The sequence below is a fragment of the Caballeronia sp. S22 genome, assembly GCF_964261745.1.
In the GTDB taxonomy this organism is placed as follows: domain Bacteria; phylum Pseudomonadota; class Gammaproteobacteria; order Burkholderiales; family Burkholderiaceae; genus Caballeronia; species Caballeronia jiangsuensis.
Window position 1 is genome coordinate 235738 of sequence record NZ_OZ180037.1, and the last position, 22731, is coordinate 258468.

Annotated in this window: 19 protein-coding genes; 9 read left to right on the forward strand and 10 right to left on the reverse strand. The window is 59.8% G+C overall.

Annotation, left to right across the window (positions count from 1 at the left end; all coding sequences use genetic code 11):
• Positions 1-3 precede the first annotated feature (3 nt).
• From ACEN42_RS24795 to ACEN42_RS24810, 4 genes are all read left to right on the forward strand, one after another.
• Positions 4-822, forward strand: coding sequence for a helix-turn-helix transcriptional regulator (locus tag ACEN42_RS24795; RefSeq protein ID WP_371885024.1), 819 nt, complete (start codon positions 4-6; stop codon positions 820-822).
• A 143-nt stretch (positions 823-965) separates the two neighbouring features.
• Positions 966-2312, forward strand: coding sequence for an MFS transporter (locus tag ACEN42_RS24800; RefSeq protein WP_371885025.1), 1347 nt, complete (start codon positions 966-968; stop codon positions 2310-2312).
• A gap of 22 nt (positions 2313-2334) precedes the next feature.
• Positions 2335-4041: an FAD-dependent oxidoreductase gene (locus ACEN42_RS24805; protein WP_371885026.1), complete on the forward strand. Its 1707-nt coding sequence runs from the start codon at positions 2335-2337 to the stop codon at positions 4039-4041.
• A gap of 15 nt (positions 4042-4056) precedes the next feature.
• Positions 4057-4236 carry a hypothetical protein gene (locus ACEN42_RS24810; protein WP_371885027.1) on the forward strand — a complete coding sequence of 60 codons (180 nt, stop codon included), beginning with the start codon at positions 4057-4059 and terminating at the stop codon, positions 4234-4236.
• A 60-nt stretch (positions 4237-4296) separates the two neighbouring features.
• On the opposite strand, the gene ACEN42_RS24815 is transcribed toward ACEN42_RS24810, so the two are convergent.
• Positions 4297-4458 carry a DUF1328 family protein gene (locus ACEN42_RS24815; protein WP_035508907.1) on the reverse strand — a complete coding sequence of 54 codons (162 nt, stop codon included), beginning with the start codon at positions 4456-4458 and terminating at the stop codon, positions 4297-4299.
• A 513-nt stretch (positions 4459-4971) separates the two neighbouring features.
• Here ACEN42_RS24815 and ACEN42_RS24820 point away from each other — a divergent pair.
• Positions 4972-6891 carry an AAA family ATPase gene (locus ACEN42_RS24820; RefSeq protein WP_371885028.1) on the forward strand — a complete coding sequence of 640 codons (1920 nt, stop codon included), beginning with the start codon at positions 4972-4974 and terminating at the stop codon, positions 6889-6891.
• Between the two features lie 110 nt (positions 6892-7001).
• Here ACEN42_RS24820 and ACEN42_RS24825 read toward each other — a convergent pair whose 3' ends face one another.
• Positions 7002-7925: a GlxA family transcriptional regulator gene (locus ACEN42_RS24825; RefSeq protein WP_309243957.1), complete on the reverse strand. Its 924-nt coding sequence runs from the start codon at positions 7923-7925 to the stop codon at positions 7002-7004.
• Positions 7926-8505: 580 nt separating this feature from the next.
• On the opposite strand from ACEN42_RS24825, the gene ACEN42_RS24830 reads away from it, so the two are divergent.
• Positions 8506-9273, forward strand: coding sequence for a class I SAM-dependent methyltransferase (locus ACEN42_RS24830; protein ID WP_187606856.1), 768 nt, complete (start codon positions 8506-8508; stop codon positions 9271-9273).
• 40 nt (positions 9274-9313) lie between these two features.
• Here ACEN42_RS24830 and ACEN42_RS24835 read toward each other — a convergent pair whose 3' ends face one another.
• The 4 genes from ACEN42_RS24835 to ACEN42_RS24850 all read right to left on the reverse strand — a co-directional run bounded on the left by ACEN42_RS24835 (position 9314) and on the right by ACEN42_RS24850 (position 13892).
• The gene (locus tag ACEN42_RS24835) at positions 9314-10690 is read right to left on the reverse strand and encodes an undecaprenyl-phosphate glucose phosphotransferase (protein WP_371885029.1); all 1377 of its coding nucleotides are present in this window, start codon (positions 10688-10690) and stop codon (positions 9314-9316) included.
• Positions 10691-10725: 35 nt separating this feature from the next.
• Positions 10726-12204, reverse strand: a complete 1479-nt coding sequence (locus ACEN42_RS24840) for a mannose-1-phosphate guanylyltransferase/mannose-6-phosphate isomerase (RefSeq protein WP_371885066.1) — start codon at positions 12202-12204, stop codon at positions 10726-10728.
• Between the two features lie 99 nt (positions 12205-12303).
• Entirely contained in the window at positions 12304-13422 is a 1119-nt protein-coding gene (locus ACEN42_RS24845) for a DegT/DnrJ/EryC1/StrS aminotransferase family protein (protein WP_250486516.1), read from the reverse strand.
• Positions 13419-13892 carry a hypothetical protein gene (locus tag ACEN42_RS24850; RefSeq protein ID WP_371885030.1) on the reverse strand — a complete coding sequence of 158 codons (474 nt, stop codon included), beginning with the start codon at positions 13890-13892 and terminating at the stop codon, positions 13419-13421. The genes ACEN42_RS24845 and ACEN42_RS24850 overlap by 4 nt, the downstream gene beginning before the upstream one ends.
• 407 nt (positions 13893-14299) lie before the next feature.
• Here ACEN42_RS24850 and ACEN42_RS24855 point away from each other — a divergent pair, with 407 nt between their 5' ends.
• Both ACEN42_RS24855 and ACEN42_RS24860 read left to right on the forward strand, forming a co-directional pair.
• Positions 14300-15250 carry a GDP-L-fucose synthase gene (locus ACEN42_RS24855; protein WP_187606860.1) on the forward strand — a complete coding sequence of 317 codons (951 nt, stop codon included), beginning with the start codon at positions 14300-14302 and terminating at the stop codon, positions 15248-15250.
• 36 nt (positions 15251-15286) lie between these two features.
• Complete coding sequence (locus tag ACEN42_RS24860; RefSeq protein WP_371885031.1) at positions 15287-16303, forward strand: phytanoyl-CoA dioxygenase family protein; 1017 nt, start codon at positions 15287-15289, stop codon at positions 16301-16303.
• 31 nt (positions 16304-16334) lie between these two features.
• Here ACEN42_RS24860 and ACEN42_RS24865 read toward each other — a convergent pair whose 3' ends face one another.
• From ACEN42_RS24865 to ACEN42_RS24880, 4 genes are all read right to left on the reverse strand, one after another.
• Positions 16335-17501 carry a glycosyltransferase gene (locus ACEN42_RS24865; RefSeq protein WP_371885032.1) on the reverse strand — a complete coding sequence of 389 codons (1167 nt, stop codon included), beginning with the start codon at positions 17499-17501 and terminating at the stop codon, positions 16335-16337.
• A 107-nt stretch (positions 17502-17608) separates the two neighbouring features.
• The gene (gene gmd / locus ACEN42_RS24870) at positions 17609-18727 is read right to left on the reverse strand and encodes a GDP-mannose 4,6-dehydratase (protein ID WP_187606862.1); all 1119 of its coding nucleotides are present in this window, start codon (positions 18725-18727) and stop codon (positions 17609-17611) included.
• A gap of 42 nt (positions 18728-18769) precedes the next feature.
• A complete protein-coding gene (locus tag ACEN42_RS24875; protein ID WP_371885033.1) occupies positions 18770-20983 on the reverse strand; it encodes a polysaccharide biosynthesis tyrosine autokinase in 2214 nt (737 codons plus the stop codon).
• 229 nt (positions 20984-21212) lie between these two features.
• On the reverse strand, positions 21213-21434 hold the full coding sequence (locus tag ACEN42_RS24880) for a hypothetical protein (RefSeq protein WP_238212324.1): 222 nt from the start codon (positions 21432-21434) through the stop codon (positions 21213-21215).
• Between the two features lie 29 nt (positions 21435-21463).
• Between ACEN42_RS24880 and ACEN42_RS24885 the strand changes: the two genes are divergently transcribed.
• On the forward strand, positions 21464-22717 hold the full coding sequence (locus ACEN42_RS24885; RefSeq protein ID WP_371885034.1) for a glycosyltransferase WbuB: 1254 nt from the start codon (positions 21464-21466) through the stop codon (positions 22715-22717).
• Positions 22718-22731 lie beyond the last annotated feature (14 nt).

The window sequence follows — 22731 nt, forward strand, 5'->3', positions numbered from 1 at the left end:
ATCATGCGCTCCTGGCGACTCGACCGCGTCTCCTCGAACGGGCAGATGGATCTCAGCCGCGCGACGGAGCTCGTGTCGTCGATCGGCAGCGAGGATTCCAACGCGCTCGCCGCCGAAGTGCTGAAGCTGCTCGGCGACGTCGCCGCGATTTCGCAATGCACGATCTTCGCGTATGAATTCGGCAACCGGCCGCGCACGGTGTCGGTGGCGGATCATCGCGGCGGACGTTTCCTGCGAGATGTCGCCGACACTTACGCGCGCCATTTCTACGCGCTCGACGGCAATCAGAAGATCGTTTCGTCGGCGCGCAACGAGAAGCCCGGCTCCATGCTCGTGCTGCATCGGCAGACGAGCGAGGATATCGCCAACGAGGCGTATCGCGCGGCGTGCTATCACCAGCCGAACGTGTCGGACCGCGTGTCGCTGCTCGTGCAGCCGGGCGCGGATCTGTGGCTCTCCGTGAACCTGTATCGCGACACGCGCTTCGGCAATTACCATCCGCGCGAGATCGCGTTGATCGAAGCGATGGCGCCGCTCATCGCGCACGCGGCGAAGCATCATTACGCGATCTGTGGGCAGCGCGACATGCCGATCTCGCATCTCATGCTCGCGCGCGTGCGCGGCCTGTGCCCCGAACTTTCCAAGCGCGAACTCGACGTGCTGACCGGTGTGCTCGAAGGCCGCACCGCGCAGGAAATCGGCGATGCGATGGGCATCAAGGCGACGAGCGTCGTCACGTATCAGAAGCGCGCATACCGCAGGCTCGGCATTTCGAGCCAGCGGCAACTGTTCGCGCTGTGCATCGGGCCGGGCAAGGTCTGACAATTGTTCGAACGTATCCGTGTTTTCCCCGATCCGCTGACGGCCTCGCGCTGTACCCAAATTGAGGACAGGCGGCCCGATCCCGCGCTTCATACTCCGACGCATCAGATGTCCGACAGAGCGACACGACCGGAGACGACAGCATGGAATCCACCCGCGCAAGCGGCGCATTGAACGCGACGCCCATACCCCGCACGCACGAACAACCGGTGATCGCGAAAGTCTCGCGGCATCTGCTGTGGTTCCTCTTCGTGCTGTTCTTCTTTTCGTTTCTGGACCGCATCAACATCGGCTTCGCGGGCCTGACGATGATGAAGGACCTCGGCCTCACGAGCACGCAATTCGGGCTCGCGACGACGCTCTTCTATGTCGCCTACATCGCGTTCGGCATTCCGAGCAATATCGTGCTCGCGCGCATCGGCGCGCGCCGCTGGATCGGCACGATCATGATCGCTTGGGGCCTCGCTTCGACGGCCACGATGTTCGCGACGAGCCCCACGTCGCTCTATGTATTGCGCGTGCTGGTCGGCGTGACGGAGGCGGGCTTTCTGCCCGGCATCCTGCTCTACCTCACATACTGGTTTCCCGGCGCATACCGTGCGCGCGCCAATGCGCTGTTCATGATCGCGATGCCCGTGACCGCGGCGGTCGGCTCGGCGCTTTCCGGCTTCATTCTCGGGCTCGACGGCACGCTCGGCCTGAAGGGCTGGCAATGGCTCTTCCTGCTCGAAGGCTTGCCGTCGGCGCTGCTCGGCCTCGTCGTGTATCGCTATCTCGATGACAGTCCCGCCACCGCGCGCTGGCTCGATGCCGACGAAAAGCGCGCGCTCGCCGCCACGCTCGCATCCGAACATTCCGGCGACGCGACCACGCCAACGCAGGATGCACGAGGCGCGGGCATCGTCGCGGAACTGCTTTCGCCGACCGTGGTGAAGTTCGCGATCGCATACTTCTGTCTCGTGAACACGCTCGCGATGGTCGCCGTATGGACGCCGCTCATCGTCAAGAGCTTCAGCGCCGATGCGAGCAATCGCACGATCGGTCTGCTCGCGGCCATTCCGCAGATCTGCACGATCGTCGCGATGATCGTGTGGGGCCGCCGTTCGGATCGCAAGCAGGAGCGCAAATGGCACCTCATGCTGCCAATGCTCTTCTCCGCCGCGGGCTGGCTCTGCACCGCATGTTCGACGAACCCCGCGCTGCGCATGCTCGGCGTGTGCCTCGCGTCGGCGGGCTCGTATACAGCGATGTCGATCTTCTGGACCACGCCCGATCACGCGTTGAGCTTTAAAGCGCGCGCCATCGGCATCGCGGTCATCAATGCGACCGGCAACATCAGTTCGGCGCTCAATCCGCTGATCGTCGGCTGGCTGAAGGACGCGACGCACAGCTTCACGTCGGGGCTGATCTATTCGGCGGTATTGCTGGCGCTCGGCGCGCTCGTCGTGATGATGTTGCCGATCACGCAAAACAAAGCGCAAGCCGTCTAAGGCATCACGCAAGGAGCACTGGATGAACAAGCCATTCAAGCCGTATCCGTTCACGGCGAAAAAGTACGCGGCGCGCGTTCCGGCGCTGGAAAAAGGCATCGATGTGAAACGTCATGACGTGACGATCGTCGGCGGCGGCCCGGTCGGGCTCGCGATTGCGCTCGGCCTCGCGAATCATGGCGTGCGCTCGGTGCTGATCGAAGCGGACGATTCCGTGTGTCACGGCAGCCGCGCAATCTGCATTTCGCGGCGCAGCCTGGAGATCATCGAACGCCTGGGTGCGCTCGACGGTTTTCTGAAAACAGGCCTGCCGTGGACGGGTGGCCGAAGCTTCTATCGCGACACGGAAGTGCTGCATTTCAAGATGCCGCAGGACGAAAACCAGAAGCTGCCGCCGATGGTCAATCTCGCGCAATATCACATCGAACAGTTTCTGCTCGACGCCGCCGAGAAGCGCGTCGAGTTCATCGATATTCGCTGGCAGACACGCGTGAAATCGATCGACGCGCGCGACGATGGCGCGACGCTGCAACTCACGACACCCGATGGCGATTACGCGCTGGAAACCGGCTGGGTCGTCGCGAGCGACGGCGGTCGCAGCACGATACGCGAAGCGCTCGGTCTTCAACTCAAGGGCACGAGTTATGAAGGCCGTTATGTGATCGTCGATATCGAACTCGAAAGCGAGCGGCCGACGGAGCGGCTCGCGTACTTCGATCCATCGTCGAATCCGGGCTCGACCGTGCTCGTGCACAAACAGCCCGACAACGTGTGGCGCATCGACTATCAACTGCGCGATGGCGAAGATGCCGACGAAGCCGTGAAGCCCGATAACGTCATCCCGCGCGTGCAAAGCCTGCTCGACATGATGGGTGAAACGGGCGCATGGTCGCCGATCTGGATCACGATCTACAAGGCCAATGCGCTGACGCTGGAACGCTATCGCCATCAGCGCGTGATGTTCGCGGGCGACGCTGCGCATCTCGTGCCGATCTTCGGCGTGCGCGGCGCGAACTCGGGTATCGACGACGCCGACAACATCGCGTGGAAGCTCGCGCTCGTCGTGAAGGGACTCGCGTCCGATACGCTGCTCGACAGCTATTCGGACGAGCGCGTCGCCGCCACGCACGAGAATCTGAGCTACGGCACGAAGAGCACGGAGTTCATGGCGCCGCCTTCGTTCGCATTCGATCTGATGCGCACGGCGGTGCTGAGTCTCGCGGCCAGGCATCCCGAAGTGCGCTCGCTGATCAATCCGCGGCAGACCTCCGCGATCACGTATGCGGCCTCGCCACTGAACGTCGCCGATCGCGATGTGTTCGCATCGGGGCCCGTTCCCGGCGCGGTGCTGGCGGAGTATCCGGTGACGATCGTGGAGGCCGGGCATGGACGCGAAGCGCATCTGACCGATCTCGCCGGCCCGAGCTTCACCGCGCTGTGCTTTACCGATGATGGCGCTTTGCCCGCCGCATTCGCGACGCTCGCGCACGCGTTGCGCGCGAGCGGATTGCCGTTCAGGGCAGTGCCGTTGAGCGCGCATCTTCATCCGCGAACGCAAGGCGTGCATGCATGGGATCACACGGGCCGCATCTTCGAGCGTTACGACGCGCAGTCCGGCACCGTGTATTTGCTGCGGCCCGATGGCCACGTGCTCGGCCGCTGGCGCGATGCGCAACCGCCCGATATCGAAGCGGCGATCGCACGCGCGCTGTCCGCATCAACCGATTGAACGAGGGAGAAGATCATGAACGATGCAGAACTCGACGCCGTCTACACGCGCCTGTGCAAAACGATGACGCAACTCGGCGAAACGAAGGCATCGCTTTTTCTCGCGCGCTTTGCCTTGCTTGCAATCGGCGAGATGAACGATCCGGACGCGTCGCTCAAGTTGATCGTAGAAGCGAGCGACGGGATCGCAGATTGATTCGCGAAGAAAAAGCGTCGTGCCGACCAGCCTCGACACGACGCTCGTACGAGATGGCCGTCAACGTCGCATGAGGCCCATCACCAGCGTCACGAGGAAGATGACGAGGAATATGAAGAATAGAATCTTCGCGATGCTCGCAGCGCCCGCCGCGATGCCGCCGAACCCGAGGGCGGCGGCGATGATCGCGATAATGAAAAAGACCAACGCGTAATACAACATGATGTTATGTCCCTCCGGTTCAGATCCGCCGCGCGCCCCATGTCGCGGACAGTGGACTAGCTTAAGCAAGCAGTATTCCTTACCGGATGGAGCATAGCTTTTTCCCGTGATATCCTTGCTCCGTCCTGCATACACCATCAAACCTGCATCACGCCGCGAGCACGGAGCATCCACTTTTTACACGGTCGTCAAGAAGACTCGTCACCTGCCGTTAATTAAAAAAAGGACGTGAAAGCTGAAACGACGTGTTTGACGCTCGTTCGCGCGCTGTTCCGCGTTATCGAATGGTCATGCATTTTGGGCACCATTCCAGCGGAGCACCTCCCGATAAAAGGGCCATGCTCGCATGGTTGACGATCTGCGGTTCAAGGTCGATCGCTTCGCCATCTTGAGGATCAAGACATCGCGCGGGCATCCCACCACCGGAGCACGAACAGAGACACGTTCGGATGCCATTTCTTCCGACGATGGATTGACGGGCGCCGCCCTCGCGGTCCCACTGGGAAAGAATTGATGAAACCGGCAAGGAATTCGCTGCGGTCACGTGTTGGCCGATATATCGCGTATGGTGTGATCGCAGCCACGCTCGTGGCGGGCGTGGGCTTCCTGCATTGGCGCCATGAGTTGCGCGCTGCGCAATCGCAGTCCACGGCGCTCGCAGGTGTCGCCAGTCAGATGCGCCATGACGCATCGGCGTGGACGCATCGGGAAAAGGACGCATCGGAAATGCTGACCGATATCCGCGACAAAAATGTCGCGACGATCGGCGTCAGTCCGGATGCGATTCTCGTGTCCACGATGAAGGGCGAGAAGTACTACGTCGCCGACCATAACGGCGCGTTCTCCAATGCGCTGCTGCTCGGCGATATGAAGCCTGGCGCGAGCTCGCCTTATCAACTCGTCTGGCTGCCCGACGCCGACGTGCGAACGGGCGTGGCGCGCTGGAGCGAAATGTTCGATCGTTCGCGCGACATCCTGAGCCTTCTGCTGCCGCTCTTGATGCTCGGCGGCATTCTCTGGTTCATGCGTCGCGAGATGCGGGGCGGCGCGCAGTTGCTCGGCGAGTCGCCGACGCTGCGTTTCGACGACGTCATCGGCGCGGGCGAAGCGAAAGCCGCGCTCACGGATGTGCGCGCATGGTTGACCGAGCCCGCACAATTTACCGGCATGGGCGTGCGCGCACCGTGCGGCATTCTGATGACGGGCGGCCCAGGCGTCGGCAAGACGCGCCTCGCGCAGGCGCTAGCGGGCGAATGCGGCGCGAACTTCATCGCGATCACGGGCAGCTATTTCAGCGCGAAGTATTACGGCGTCGGCATCCAGAAGGTGAAGCATCTGTTCGAGCTCGCGCGCAAGAATGCGCCGACCGTGATCTTCATCGATGAGGCCGATGGCCTCGGCAAGCGCACCGATACCGGCGGCGGCCCCGTCGAAGCGGAGAGCAACCGCATCATCAATCAACTGCTCGCGGAGATGGACGGCTTCGCATCGAACGAAGGCGTGATCATCGTCGCTGCTACGAATCATCCGGACAATCTCGACGAAGCAATGCGGCGCCCTGGCCGTTTCGACCGCACGGTGCAAGTGCGTCTGCCGAGTCTCGACGATCGCGCCGAGATCCTGCGTTTCTATGCGGCCAATCTGAAGAAGAAAAACGAAGACATCGACTTCGATCAGCTCGCGCGTCTCACTACGGGTCTGTCGCCGGCCACGCTGTCGATGATCGTCAATCAGGCGGGCCTCGTCGCGCGCAAGGCGGGCGAACGTGAAGTGTCCGCGAAGCATTTCCTCGAAGCGATCAAGATCGCGCGTATCGGCGATGTCAACGGCGCGGAGCGCGCCCTGTCCGACGACGAACGCACGCGCATCGCGGTGCATGAAGCGGGTCACGGACTCGTCGCGGCGCTGCTCGACACGGGCGTGCTCGAAGAAGTGACGATCCTGCCGCGCGGCGGCGCGTTGGGCGTAGCGCTCATCACGAAGATGCAGGACAAGCATCTGTATCGCGAGACCGAACTGCGCAACGAGATTCAGGTGCTGCTCGGCGGGCGCAATGCGGAACTGCTGATGTTCGACGAAGCATCGAGCGGCGCGGCGTCGGATCTTCAGGAAGCTTCGCGCATCAGCCTCGACATGGTGTCGAAATTCGGCTTCAACGAGGACGGCAATCTCTTTAGTCTCGCCGCCCTGCCGCAGCAGTATGCGGGCTTGCAACTGAAGAATTCGATCGGACACGCGAACGCGTTGCTGCACGATCTGAGCGACGAATGCTTCGCGCTACTGCAGGCGAACGAGCCGGTGTTGCGTGCGATCGCCGATCAGTTGCTCGAATCTGAGACCGTGCCGGGCGAGACCGTGTATCGGCTGATTCGCGAGCACGCGGCGGCAGTGGAGAATGCGCAAGCGGCGGTCAACGAAGTGTTGGCCGCCTGAGCGCTTCTGCTATCGCGGGAAACGTATCGGGACGCGAAGGCCGCGTTCCGCTGGCTCGAAACCGCGTTCGGTTTCGAGCCGATGTTCATCTTCTTCGATGCCAATGGCAATCACAACGCATCGCCGTTTTTCCGCTTCGACCGGTATTCCGTCGGCGACATCAGAAACTGCTTTCTGAATACCTTCGAAAATCTTTCCCCATTGGTCAATCCCGTTCTGCGCGCGATCTTGTCGATCGGCAAATCGCTTTTGACAAGCAGTTCACAACTCAGATCGAGGCGCGCACGCAGAAGATATTGCGACGGCGTGAGCCCCATCTCACGTTTGAACAGACGCAGGAAGTTGCGCTCACTCATCGCGACGGTGCGAGCCGCATCGCCGACCGAGATGGGACGTCCGCAATTGCGTTCGAGCCAGCGTGCGGATTCCTGCGCCTTTTCGGCCAACGTGGTCGTGCCGATCGTGCTCAGCATGATCGGCAGATGCTGATCGTTCGACGAAGAGAGACGGTCAGCCACCGCGGTCGCGATGTCGTAGCCGAGATCGCGCTTCACGAGCGCGAGCGAATTGATCAGCGCGTCGTTGCGTTCTGTCGAGGCCGCACTCTTCGACGTCCCGGTATGCCATACGCCACGGCCTACCGATGCCCAGTCGCGCCGTGAAATACCCGCGGCCGCAAGCATCACGTCGCCATTGCCGAGCGAACTGACCACGCCGCTTTGAGAACACGCGATCCTCAATGAATCGATGAGGCTTTCATCCGCGGCCGCACGCGTCACGCCGGTTCCGCCCGCGACATACAGCGCATCGAAGCCCTGGAACCGCTGGCCGCCCAATCGTTCCGTCCATACGCATACCGACGACGAACAGGCAACCGCGCCACCGCGCGCGGAGACCAGACGGACGCTATAGGTCACGCCATTGCTGAGGCCGGACGACTGCGTTTCGTTGGCGATATGAAGTGCCTCGGCGAGCGTTCCTGCACCGAGAAGAGAGAATCCGTCGTAAAGCAAAATTCCTATGAGCTTTGTCACTCTCTCTTCAGATGAGTGATAAAGACTGCTGATCTCTGCATCGCCGAAGGCCGTAACGTGAGACATGGCGTTAGCTCCCTATGTTTCGGTTGCAGATATATGGGGTAGTTTGCGTATGATTCCGGCAGGTTAGTCTTCTATTCGGTACATCCTTTCCGCCGTGGCGGGCAAGAGCATGATCTTGGCCGAGAATGCCGCATCGATCCGACAAGCGCCCACGGCCTTCGACTTCGCCCACGTTTCTTCGCGAAATCAGCGATAGCATTCGGACTACCAATCTATTTGGAAGCTTACGAAACGCATGTCCTTCGAATGACGCAACGAGGGCAAGCGCAAACGTTTTCTTTTTATATTTCCCGGGATCGAAAGATTCAGTCCGAATGAAAGTTATCTCATTCGAATTGCAGTTCGATGTATTGGTTTGTCCACGTCGAAAACGGCGCTTTCCAAAAGCTATCGGCCACCCGGCCAACACCTTGCCGAATTCCGTCACGCGTACAGCCGTGAACCGCGCGGTGGCTACCCTCTGTCGTGAATGAGTACATCTCGAGGACTTGTTTTCGTTTCGGAGCCGCCTCTCATGAGCTTCAGTCAGCGCTACTCGCAATACTATGATCTTTTCTATCATGAGAAAAACTACAAGGCAGAAGCCGAGTTCGTAGCCAACCTTCTAGGACGATATGGAATAGTCGGCGGCAATCTGATGGACCTCGGTTGTCGAACCGGCCGCCATGCGGCGGAACTGGCAACCACAGGATTCAGCGTGGCCGGCATCGACACCAGTGCGGACATGCTCGCCCGCGCGGATGCAAGGCGCATCACACTGCCGGGCTCGGTCGCCAGGCGGCTGAAGTTCCAGCAAGGTGATGCACGCACCGTCCGAACTGACGAGCTCTATGACGCCGTAGTCTCGCTGTTTCATGTCGCGAGCTATCAGACGACCAACGCCGACTTCATGGCCATGTGCCACACGGCGGCGACGCATCTGCCGCGCTCCGGGCTGTTCCTGTTCGATTGCTGGTACGGCCCGGCGGTGCTTGCCGATCCGCCAAAAGTGCGCATCAAGCGCGCATGCAGCGAAGATACCGGGCTGATACGAATCGCCGAGCCGATGATGCGTCCGCACGATAATACGGTAGCCGTCAAATACACGATCCTCATGACGGATTGGAAAACGCAAAGCGTCGAGACAGTTCTCGAGACTCACGTCATGCGCTATATGTTCAGGCCCGAAGTCGAGCTCATGCTGGATCTCAGTGGCTTCGAGATACTCGATAGCGTGAGATGGATGGGCGGCGAACTCGGCGCCGCGGATCTGTCAGCGACGTTCGTCGCGAGAAAAAGATGATGCGCGCGTGTCGCACGCCTGCCCGCGCAATGCGGCCGGATCAATAAGCGTTGATGCTGCGCAGCCCCTTGAACACCGTCGCGGCGATGATGCGCATATCCAGTGAGAAAGACCAGTTCCCCAGATAGTACAAATCATGCGCCACGCGCGCTTCCATTTTCTCTATCCGGTCCGTCTCCCCACGAAAGCCATTGACCTGCGCCCAGCCGGTGATTCCCGGCTTGATCCGATATCGATGGATATAACCTTGCACGACTTTCTGATACAGATCGTCATGTTCGAGCGCATGCGGACGCGGTCCCACAACGGACATGTCCCCGCGCAATACATTGAAGAATTGCGGCAGTTCGTCGAGGCTCGTGCGACGCAGAAACGCGCCGACGCGCGTCACTCGTGGATCGTTACGCGTAGCTTGCCGGAGGACGCCGGCCTTCTCGGCATGCAGGCGCATCGAGCGGAACTTGTAGATGGTGAACTCCCGTCCATCCGCGCCCTTGCGGCGCTGCCTGAAAAATACGGGTCCTGGCGAACTCACCTTGACCGCAATGGCGATGACGATCAAAAGCGGTGCAATTGCGATAAGCGCCGCGAGCGCGAATAGCCGATCGAAAACGTCTTTCTGCAGCAAAGCTCTCTGTGAAATCGGAGAAGCCATGAGATTGATCGCGGCCACACCCAGCAAGTCCGTCACGCCGCTTTCGAAGAGCGCGAGACTGCGCACGTCGGGAATGAACCGCACATTGACGAGATCGTCGCGGAATTCATTTACGAAGCGCAGGATGGTTCGATCTTGCGATAGCGGCAGCGCAAGCCACACTTCGTCCACCCGCTCCTCGCGGACATGCCTGACGAATGCATCGAAATCATCGAATACGGGCACGCTCGAAGTTATCGGCAATTCGGCGGAAGCGTTGAATACGGCGATCGTGCGAAATCCCGAATGACTCGCGCGCTCGATTCTTCTCATGATCGATTCGCAATGCCGCCCACAGCCGACGACAGCCACCCGATGAAAGTTCATCCCAGCATGACGCATGCGCGCAAGCACCGCATGCGTGGCAAGACGTCCCATGATCATCAGCGCACCCGACATCGCGGTCCAGTATGCAAACCAGAGCCGGGAGACATCGTCGATTCGATGCAACGAGAACATCAGAACGAGTACGCATGCCTGCACGACGAGCCACGCGAGCGAAACATGACTCGCCAGCACGAGCTTGCTGCGCCCGCGCCACGACTCGTACACGCCGAAACCCGGGAACAGCACGAGCGAAAACGCCGCTGCAAAGGCGACGAAAGGCATGTAGTAGCCCGGCTCGGCAATACTGTCGAACCGGATTCGCGATGCTACGGTGGCGCCGCCCACCACCATGACGACATCGAAAAGCCGCGCCAGCAATCCCTGAAAATCGCGCATGTCATACCTCGGTTTCGAGAGCGCTGTCGATAAGATCAGATGCGGCCGTAGCAATCGTCCAGACGCACGATGTCGTCTTCGCCGAGATAAGAGCCCGATTGAACTTCGATGATTTCGAGCTGCACCTTGCCCGGGTTTTCCAGACGATGCCGCACGCCAAGCGGAATATACGTCGATTCGTTTTCCGAGAGCAGAAACTGGTCATCGCCTCGCGTGACGAGCGCCGTGCCGCGCACGACGACCCAATGCTCTGCACGATGATGATGCATCTGCAGCGACAGCCGAGCGCCCGGCGCCACCACGATATGCTTGACCTGAAAACGCTCGCCGCGTTCAATCGAATCGTAAAAGCCCCAGGGACGACGCACCTTGCGGTGCATTTCCGCCTCGGGCGCATGCTGCTCGCGGATGCGCGCGACGAGGCGCTTGATATCCTGCGCATGCGATCGGTCGGCGACGAGCACGGCATCATCGGTATCGATTACGACGACGTTGGCGGTCCCGACGCACGCGACCAGACGGCCACCCTCGGATCGCGCATAGCTCGAAGTCGCGCCTTCGAAGACCACACGTCCGCTCGAAACGTTACCGAGTCCGTCCTTCTCCATCGCTTCCCACACCGCGTCCCACGAGCCGAGATCCGACCAGCCCGCCGTCAGCGGCACGACCACGCCCTTGCAAGGTGAGATGGCTTCGCCGATATGCTCCATCACCGCGTAATCGATCGAGTCGGAAGGAACGCGCCCGAACTGATCCGGACACGGACGAATGAAGCGGCCGTCGACCTTGCCGTCCTTGAGCGCGGCGATGCATGTCGCGTGCATCTCGCCGTTGAGGTGATGAAGCGCATCGAGCCACACGCTCGCCCGAACGACGAAGATACCACTGTTCCACCAATAACTTTGCGCGGCCACGTATTGCGCGGCGAGTTCGGCCGCCGGCTTTTCGACGAAGCGGTCGATAAGATGCGCACCGTTATCGAGCGGTTCACCCAGGCGTATATAACCGAAGCCGGTATCGGGCCGTGTCGGCGGAATGCCCAAGGTCACGATCATGCCGCGTTCCGCATGGTCCGCGGCGATGGCGATTGCGCCATGCAACGCAGGGATGTCCGAAATGGAATGATCCGACGGCATCGCCACGAGAATCGCGTCCTCGCCGCGATCGATGGCTGCAAGCGCCGCGAGCGTAAGCGCGGGCGCCGTATCGCGGCGTGCGGGTTCGACGATGATCTTCGCATCCACACCGCAGAGCCGCACCTGCTCTTCCGTGGTGAAGCGATGCTCTTCGCCGCATACGATGATCGGTTGCGCATCGACGTCGAAATCGCCCGCGAACCCGTCCATTCTTATGACGGTCGCCTGCAGCAGCGAGTCCCGTCCGACCACGCCGATCAGCTGCTTCGGAAACTGCTCGCGCGACATCGGCCACAGACGTGTGCCCGATCCGCCCGCAAGTATGACCGGGACGATGCGACGGCAGGAACGGATGCCCGGCGTCTGCTCGCGCGCCATTGTCACCACGCCTTCAGAACTCGTTGCGCTTTCCATGGCTGCACTCCGTGAGTGGTCACGATGAACCTTTGAGGGGAACGCTGCGCCCGACTGTCTCGCCTAAAGAAATGTAGCCAGCATATTTCGAACCGCGGCCACCGACTGATCCTGCTGCGCTTCGGTAAGCGCAAGGCCGCTCGGCAGATAGAATCCGCGCCGGCTCATGCGTTCGGCGACCGGATAACGCTCTCCCTCGAAGAGACCCTGTTTGAGGAAGACCGGTTGCTCGTGCATGGGCCAGAAAAAAGGCCTCGCGCTCACGCCTGCTTCGGCCAACATGGCGCGCGCTTCGTCCGCGTCGATGGGCACACTTTCATCCAGCACCAGACCGAATACCCAATAGATGTTATCGGCATATGCGCACGCCACCGGTGCAAGTTCGATTCCCCGGACACCGCGCAAAAGCGATTCATAGCGACGCCCCAGCTCCCGCTTTCTCGCGATGTGCGCATCGAGCTTTTCGAACTGCGCAAGCCCTACCGCCGCCTGAAGGTTACTCATTCGATAATTCCAGCCGAGCTCTTCATGCACGAAACGCCTTTCGGGCTTGAAGCACAGATTTCGCAGGCTTCGTGCCCGCGCGGCCAGCGCGTCGTCGTCGCAGAGAATCATGCCGCCTTCGCCCGTCGCGATATGCTTGTTCGCATAGAAGCTAAAGCAGGAAATCTCACCGAAGCTACCGCACTGCCGCCCTTCGTAGGTCTGACCAATGGCCTGCGCCGCATCTTCGATGACCGTGAGACCGTGCTTCCGCGCGAGATCCAGCACAGGCGTCATGTCCACGGGCAAACCGAAAGTGTGCACGGGCATGATCGCACGCGTGCGGCTCGTGATGGCCTCTTCGATCTTCGCGACGTCCATGTTCCATGTATCCGCGCGCGAATCGACCAGTCGCAACTTCGCGCCCGTACGAACGATCGCGGATGCGCAGGAAATGATCGTATGTGTCGGGATGATTACTTCGTCGTCGGGACCAAGCCCGAGCGCCGCAGCGGCGACGTCCAGCGCCGCGCTTCCGTTTGCCACTGCGATCGCATGCTTGCGGCCCACATATTGCGCCATTGCCTGTTCGAAGCGCTCGACGAATGCGCCATCCGACGATATCCAGCCAGTCTCGATGCACTGGTTCAGGTAGATCTTTTCATTTCCATCGAGCAGGGGTTCATTGACGGGAATCATCGGGGTCCTCTTTCGGTTTCGAGTTCCTTGAAGCGCACTTTCTCCTGCTCACCAATATACGGTCCTTGCTTCACTTCGATGAAAGATGCGTCATCGAGTACTTCGAAGCCGTGTCCGCCCGCCGCCAGCAGGATGACATCGCCGGGCAGCAACACGCGGCTCGTCACGGGTTCCCGATCCGCGGTATAGAGCCTGACCAGCATACGGCCACGCTTCATAAAGAGGACTTCTTGCGTCCACTCGATCCGACGCGGAACACATGTATGCACATGCGCGTCGATCAATTTTCCTGCTGGATGTTCCATGTAGGCGAGCTGCTGAGGAAACTCTCTTGGCGTCAGAAAGTTGACCCCTTCTTTCGAGTACGAGTCGCGGACGATGATGGCCAGCGTGACGCCCGCAACCGAGATGACTTCGAGATTCGGATTCTGAACGACCGCAGTGTTTCCTTCTGCCGATAAAGATTCCATGTTTATCCCCGACGAGAGCCTGCCGCATCCTTCCGGCACTGCAAACGTTCCGGAAGCCCGCTCGAGGCAAATCACGAGCCCGTGAACGGCCTCCGCACGCCCACGAAGCTTAGGACCGGCACACGGATGAGCGGACCTGAATGGCCGAATTAACCATGACGTTGGCCGAAGCGGATCTCGCGATACGCGATCGTTCGCGCATGCTCTTATCGGCCATGTTGTCGACCGAGAGAAAGCGCAGCTAGCGACAATATCTTGGCACCGTCCGCCACAACCCAAACCTTGTTTATATGCATGGCTAACCTGACAATCGCACGTCAAGCTCGCACGTCAAGCCTCTCGGAATCCAGTGTCTGCGGGAAATCACGTTCCGATCAACGCACCTCAATGGACGATTGAGCATCAACATGAACAAAGGTTCTCGGATCTATGTCGCCGGACATCAAGGCATGGTCGGCTCAGCCCTTCTACGGTGTCTCGCCAGTCGCGGGTATCGCGATGTGATCACGCGATCACGACAGCAACTGGACTTGCTGGATCAGCGTGCCGTGACGGAATTCTTCGCCAGGGAGAACATCGACGTCGTGCTCCTCGCCGCGGCCAAGGTGGGCGGAATACATGCGAACTCGTCCCAGCCCGCCTCGTTTCTCTACGAGAATCTCGTCATTGAAACCAATGTTATCCATGCAGCATTTGCGCATGGCACGCCCGAGCTGGTCTTCTTCGGTTCGTCCTGCATCTATCCGAAGTACTGCCCACAGCCTATCCGCGAAGACTATCTGCTCACGAGCGGCTTCGAGCAGACCAATGAGGCCTACGCCATCGCCAAAATCGCCGGGCTCAAGCTCTGTGAAGCCTATAGCCGGCAGCACGGAATGCGCTACATATCGGTTATGCCCACGAATCTCTATGGCCCGAACGATAACTACGATCTGCAGAACGGGCATGTTCTGGCAGCGCTCATACGCAAGACACATGAGGCGAAGCTCAACGAGATGGACTCGCTCTCCGTGTGGGGCTCCGGATCGCCCAGACGGGAATTCCTGCACGTCGACGATCTCGCCTCCGCCGTGCTCGCCCTGCTGGACAGCGCGCACGCCGAGGGTGTGTTCAATATCGGGTATGGCAGAGACATCGCGATTGCGGACCTCGCGCGCCTGATTTGCGATGTCGTCGGCTTTTCCGGATCGCTGAAGTTCGACTTGTCGAAGCCGGATGGAACGCCGAGAAAACTGCTCGACGTGTCGAAGCTGGTCGCACTGGGCTGGTCGCCCACGATAACGCTGAGGGACGGCATTGCGGCGACGTACGCCGACTTTACCGCGAACGTGCAGAGAAACGGATACGCCAACGCCTAGCCCGCACGCGCCACTCACAACGATTCGGAGAACCCCATGGCAAGCTTGCCGCTGAACGCAGATTCGACCTTCGACGACGGGCAAATCCAGGACGCCGCGCACAATGCGCCGGCTCATGCCGACCTGTCCGCCCGTGAGACAGAACAAGCGCTCTTTACCCCCGAGTTCCTCTCCGTCGATGTCGGGCACGTGGTCGACGAGCTGAATCAGAAAGGATACTTCGCGTTTCCTTCGGCGCTATCGCCCGAGGCCATAGAGACCATAGAACGCGATGCGACCGAAACGAAGCATAAATTGAACGTCAATAAGGTCAGCGGCGTGTTCTCGGAACGGCAATACTATCTGACGAACCTGCTCGCGATTTCCAGGACTTTCTACGAGTTCTCGACCTCACCGTTCGTCTTCGGGGTGTGCGAAGGATATCTCGGCGATCAGTTTCGCCTCAAGGCGTTGCGATACTACGAAACCTATGGCGGCCACCATATGCAGTGGCATACCGACAACAAGACCGACCGGGAGTTCGCCCATATCCCCGGCATCATCTTTATCTTCTATGTTTCGGATGTCGAAGACGGCGAGTTTCAGTATGTCGAAGGCTCGCATTTGTGGTCCGGAGAAAAAGCGTACAGCGACTATACGGACGAGTTCATTGCCGATAACTTTTCGTCCTCCGTCAAATCCTTCAAGATGCCGCGTGGATCGCTCGTCATTTACAACACATATGGCATTCACCGGGCGAGACCGGTAGTGGACAGAAACTTCGTCAGGAAGAGCGTCTTCTTTCAGGTTGACAGTGAAATCAATAAATCCGAGCCCATCATCGTCAATACCGAATTCATTTCGAGACTCGATGATCGAATCTCGACATTCCTCGGTTTCGGTCGTCCCTCGAACTATGAGGTCTTTCCCAATACGTCGCTCAATTCGCTTCCGCTCGACGGGACCATGATGTCCGTCATGGGAAAGTACATGTTGTACCGGATGGCGCGCACGGCGTTCGCGAGCATTCCCCAGGCTCTCAAGCCCACGCTAAGGAAGATGATCGGGCGATGACTTTCGGCAATCGACGATGCACCGATAGCGCCTACCGCGTTGCGCGTTCGGCCAGGATCGAAGACAGCGTGCGTCTGAAGGCGCCTTGTGTCAGCAGGCCCGAAGTCGCGGCTATTGCCTGCTCGATCTTCGTTCGCTTGCGCAGATAGATCTCCTCGGCGCTTCCGAGCGCATCGACGATCGACGCCGCTTCCGGCTTCGCAAAGCATATGGCTTCGTGAATCTCCTTCACGCTGATAGCCGGAAGGTCGGTGGATATGACCAGTCTTCCAGACGCGACATACTCGATAACCTTGAACGGAAAGACGCCATTGCTCATCTTTTCGATCGAAGCGTGCAGATTGACCAGCACATCACAGTCCGAAATCAGTGAGAGCAAAGTCGTTTCATCGACACGGCCGTGAAAGTGCACCGAATGATTCTCGGCCGAAAGCGCCGCGAACTCCGATGCAAGCGGACCCGATCCGCACACATGGAAGGTGAAGCGCCCGTTCGATAAACGGATCAGATCGAGAACGACATCGGCGCCTTTCTCGGCACTCAACCCGCCAAAATATCCGATGACGGTCCGCTCACCCTTCGCGCGCGAGAACGGCAGTCGCCGCCCGCATGTTTCGAGCAGGCCGTCGGACACCACGCCCGGACACAACACGACGGGGCAGCCGCTACGTCGATGCTCACGTATCGATAGATATTCATTCACCGCGAGGCATAGCGTCGGGGCCGGCAGAAGGAAACGCCATGCAATGAAGTCGAGCATGGGCTTGGGATGCCAGCGTCGTCGCGAGAAGAGCCAGTCTTCGAACTCGAGAACGAGACGCGCTCCTGAGCGTCTCGTCAGCACGCGAGCCAGCATCGATTCGAATGCGTACGGGTTATAGATCCATACGACATCCGGATTTCCAAACTTCAAGATTTCACGACTCACGGCCGCCACTTCGAATAGATTCAACATCTTCCCGACCGGTCTTGCGGGATATCGGCGCAGCGTAATCTCACGGATATGCGCGTCGCCGACGCGCGCATCGCGAACTTCTCTGGGCAAATACGCTTCTTCTTCGTGCGCAGTATTCACCAACACGACATCGCGCGTCAGTTGTGTGGCCAGAGTGAGAAAGAACTCCAGTTTGCGAGCGGCCCCGAGGTCTCTGTTCGACTCGCGATTGGCTGCGCTATAGGGCGCGATAAACACCAGCATGTCCACTCCGCAGCACGTGTTCGAATAGGTGATTCCGGGCTACGTCGCCCGATGGCAGGCGCTCGCCAAAGTTCACGCGAGGCGCCCGACTCGGGCTAAGCCCTTCCTCACTCGTGATGCTCCAGCGCCCGGTATCCGGCGAGCGTGATCAGCGCGTCGCGTTTCGCTATCTGATAGTCGGAGAGCACCATCTCCTTCACGAGCGCATCGAACGTCACTGTCGGCGACCATCCCAGTTTTGCATGGGCTTTCGACGGGTCTCCCAGCAACGTTTCAACTTCTGTTGGCCTGAAATAGCGAGGATCGACCCGAACGATAACCGTGCCCGGCGGAACGCGGCATTCCTTGCTGGTGACGGCTTCGACGATGCCGACTTCATCGACACCGCTTCCCTCGAAGCGCAGCTTGACGCCGAGTTCCGACGCCGCCTTCTGAACGAATTCCCTCACGCTGTACTGCACGCCCGATGCGATTACGAAGTCCTCCGGCTCCGGTTGCTGAAGCATGAGCCACTGCATCTGAACGTAGTCGCGTGCATGTCCCCAGTCGCGCAACGCGCCGAGATTACCGAGATACAGACAGTCCTGCGATCCGATCGCGATGCGGGCAATGGCTCGCGTGATCTTGCGCGTCACGAAGGTCTCTCCACGAACCGGCGACTCGTGATTGAACAGAATCCCGTTGCACGCGTAAATGCCATAAGCCTCGCGATAGTTCACCGTGATCCAGTACGCATATAACTTTGCCACGGCATAAGGGCTTCGCGGATAAAACGGCGTGGACTCCCGCTGAGGCACTTCCCTGACTAACCCGTATAACTCCGATGTCGACGCCTGATAGAAACGCGTGCGCTTCTCCAAACCCAATATGCGAATTGCTTCCAGTATCCGAAGTGCGCCCAGTCCATCCGCGTTGGCTGTGTATTCGGGCTCCTCGAAGGACACGGCGACGTGGCTCTGCGCGGCCAGATTGTAGATCTCGTCCGGCTGAACACGTTGAATGATGCGCAGAATGCTGGTCGAATCGGTCAGATCGCCGTGGTGCAAATGGAAGCGGCGCTGCGCCACATGATCGTCCTCATACAGATGGTCGATCCGGTCGGTGTTGAAGAGCGATGAACGGCGTTTTACGCCATGCACCTCATAGCCCTTGTCCAGCAGGAATTGTGCGAGATAGGAACCGTCCTGACCGGTGATCCCGGTAACCAGCGCGACCTTGTTCGGCATCGTTTCTTCTCCTCATGTGCGTACGCCACGTTCAAAATTCATTCAGGCGGTCTTGATGCTGGTCTCGCCTCGTCCGCTGCCATATCCGTACGAGGCACCGTATCCCGAGCCGTATGTGGATCTGTCGGCGGGAACATCGGTGAAAAGCACGCCGCTCACGCTGACGCCGCCCTTTTGCAAACGGCTCAACGCCTCGTGAACTTCGGCGACGGAATGTCTCCCGTGCCGCACCACGAAGAGGGTTGTCCCTGCCTGGCGTCCGATCAGCGTGGCGTCGGTGACAGCCAGCACGGGCGGCGTATCGATGACGACGCAGTCGTAACGCATGGATACCGCGTGGATCAATTCGCTTAAGCGTCCGCTCATGAGAATGTCCGCGGGATTGAGCGAGTCGCCGCCGCGCGAGATCAGATCGACGCCGTCCATGACGTCGCGCCGCACCACATCGTCGAATGCGTCTCCGTTCAGCAGCTCGCGCAATCCAGGACCGGCAGACGGCGCGAAAGACGCGTGCATGTTGCCCATGCGCATGTCGGCGTCGATAAGAAGGACTCGCTTTCCGCCGGCCGCCTGAACAGCCGCAAGATTGGCCGATAGAAACGACTTGCCGGCGCCGGGCGTCGAGCTCGTAATCATGATCACGTTGTTGCGCGGCGTCGCGCTGATCGACTGCAACGCCGTACGGAGACTTCGCACGCCTTCCACCGCGACGTCGCATGGTGAGCGCGCCGCCAGCACGTGAACGCCGGGATGTCTGCGGCGTATGTCGTCCTGCAATCTCACCTGCCGCTCGCTATGCGGCACGACCGCGCAGACAGGAATGCCAAGGGCCCGCTCGATCTCGACACTCCGCTCCACGCCGCCGATCATCGCTCTGCGCAGGAAAGCCGCAGCGATTCCGAGGACGATGCCCAGCCCCGCGGACAGCGACAGAAGCACGCGCCAATTTGGTTTTACCGCCTTTTCCGGCGTCATGGCGCGATCGACGATACGCACATTGCCGACGTTACCCGCCTTGATGACGCGAAGCTGTTGCGCGCTATTCAGGAGACTCGTATATAGCTCGGTGTCGACACGCACGTCGCGCATGAGACGAAGCGCCGTCTGCTCGGTGTCCGGCAAGGTCGCGACGCGCCTGCTCAGAGCTTCGCGGTCCTGTTGCAAGCGGGAAATCTTGGCATTGATCCCCGTGAGCGTCGGATAGCCCGGCTGATAGTGCTGGGCGACATCGTCGCGCTGCTGCGTGAGTGAGCGCATAGCCGTATCGAGATCGACCACTTGTTGCAGCAACAGCCGGCTTTCGGTGCTGAGATCGATCGTTCCTTTGCTGTTTCGAAAAGCGTTGTATTGCTCTTCCGCGTGCTGGAGTTCCTCCCGGAGTTTCGGTAACTGACTCTCCAGGAAAAGAAGCGAATGCTCGGCTTCTGAAGACCTTCTCGCGAGGTCCTGCGCGAGGTATTCCTGAGCGACCGTATTGACGATATCGGCCACGCGCAATGGATCTGCGCCCTCGAGCGCAATGCCGATCATGCCCGACTGAGCCTTGCGTTCCGATATCGACAAGGCATTCTGGAGTGCAAGAATAGCCGCCTGTGCCGAGTTCGCCGTCAGGGTGAATTCACATCCGGCGGGCGCGTCGAGGTCGGCGACGAGCACGCGGACTTCTCCATTGCCATAAGGCGTCGTCAATTGCTTTCCCACCGTTCCCTGTCCGAGAACGATTCCATCCGGCGCGATCAGTTCGAACGACTTGTCCTTTCCAGCCTTGACGAGAAACTGCTGGCCGATTGCCGAGCGCGACACGTCGAACGCCGAGACTTCGATTGCCTCGTCACCCCATGCGAAACGCCGCAAACCGAAAGGCAGTTCCGAGCCACTCCATCCTCCACCGCCTAGCCTCGCGATCCAGCGACCGATAAGCGGAAAATAGCGCGGATGCGCAGCAACTTCGAGGTGCAATTGGCGCACCGTCTCGCCTACCACGAGCCGCGAACGAATCAGCTCCATCTCGGTATCAGCGTCCGCCTTCACCTTTGAATCGAATATTGCGGAAAGCCGACCCAGCGCTTCGGTGTCCGAGGAACTCGACGTCTGCGTGCCGATTTGCACGAGCGCATCCGCTCGATACATCGGCTGATTCAACGCTCCGTAGAACGCTCCCAGCGCGAAAGTGCCGAGCGCGACCGCGCATACGAGACGCCGGCTGTCGAAGACGACCCGGAAGTAATCCGATATCGACACGTTGTCCCCGTGCATCGAATCTCCCCGCGTGCTCTGCTTCATCGAGACCATATTTATGCCGATCGGGTTCGTTGCGTCCCGAAAGCAAGGCACGCCCGGGAGACGCGATTGTGTGAAGAACGACGCGTGGATTGTGCGTTCGTCCGGACAGTTACCCTGGTTCTCGTCAACGAAGAAACGAAGCAGCACGGAATCATGGGACGATAGGTCCACGAGGTTCCCCGTCTCCGCCACGATGAGAACTCTACATATATCTCCGCCGCACGTTTCGCTTGCCGACTGAAATCGCCAAGATGTTGTCGGCAACGGCAATAGTGCCGGTAATAACCGGACCGTCGTATGGATGGGTGGCGTGCTTCGGCAAGGCTTTGTCGGCTGGCGCGAACAAGCGTCTTGTACCATCCGACGGATAACTGATATCAGGCTTCACATATTCGCCGCGCGAAACCCATTGAAGAATGTTCATTCAATTCCAAATTCTAATTAGGTACCCGAATGAAAATCCTGATGATTTCGCTGAACTATGCCCCCGAGGTCTCTGGCATCGGGAAGTATTCGTCAGAGCTTGCAGAATGGTTCGCAAAACGGGGCCATACAGTACGCGTGATCACGGCGTCACCATACTATCCAGGCTGGCGGGTACAGGAAGGGTATAGCGCACGCAGGTACTCGACAGAAGCGCTCAACGACGTGTCGGTAATGCGCGTGCCGTTCTGGTGTCCCCGGCGGCCCTCCGGAATAAAACGCCTGATTCACCTGATGAGTTTCGCCATTGCCGCCATACCCCGGGCGCTTGCTCAGATACGCTGGCGTCCCGATCTCGTGTGGTTCGTCGAGCCGCCCTTGTTCGCGAGCCCGCTCGCATTGCTGACCGCGCGCGCAAGCGGCGCGCTTTGCTGGCTTCACATTCAGGACTATGAGATTGATGCGGCATTCAACCTCGGCATGCTCAAAGGTGACGGCTTGCAAAGGCTCTGCCTGAAGGTCGAGCGAGCGCTTCTTACGCGCGTGGACGGCGTTTCAACCCCTTCGGCGGCGATGACGCAACGCGCCGCCTCGAAAGGCGTAGCCGATGACAAGCTGTGTCTCGTGCCAAACTGGGTCGACACCGCGAATATTCGGCCATTGGGGCGAACGAGTGCTTACCGTGGCCGGCTCGGGATCGACGAAGGCGCGATCGTGGTGCTGTATGCCGGGAATCTGGGCGCCAAGCAAGGCCTCGAACTGCTTCCTGACGCCGCGCAATTGCTGCTGCATCGGCGTGACATCGTCTTCGTCATATGCGGCAATGGTCCGGCGCGAGAGCATCTGAAGGCGCAAGCGGCGGGGCTTCCGAATATCAAGCTTATCGGCTTGCAATCGAACAAGCGTTTCAATGAATTGATGGGCCTTGCGGATATCCACGTTCTCCCTCAACGTGCCGACGCGGCCGATCTCGTGATGCCCTCCAAGCTTGGCGCGATGCTCTCGAGCGAACGGCCGGTTGTCGCAACTGCCGCCGAACATACGGAGTTATGGAACATCGTTCATGCGGTGGGCATCGTAACCGAGCCCGGCTCCGCGGCCGCAATGTCGCAGGCGATTGCCCGCCTCGCCGACGATCCTGCATTGCGAGAACGCCTCGGCGCGCTCGGGCGAGGTTATGCGACGACCCATCTTTCGCGAGAAAAGATCCTCACTGCGTTCGAGAGCCGAGTGGTGATCGACCTCCGGAAGAAGCGCGGAATCCCGGATCGCGTCATTACTTGAGTCGGTGCCGCGTG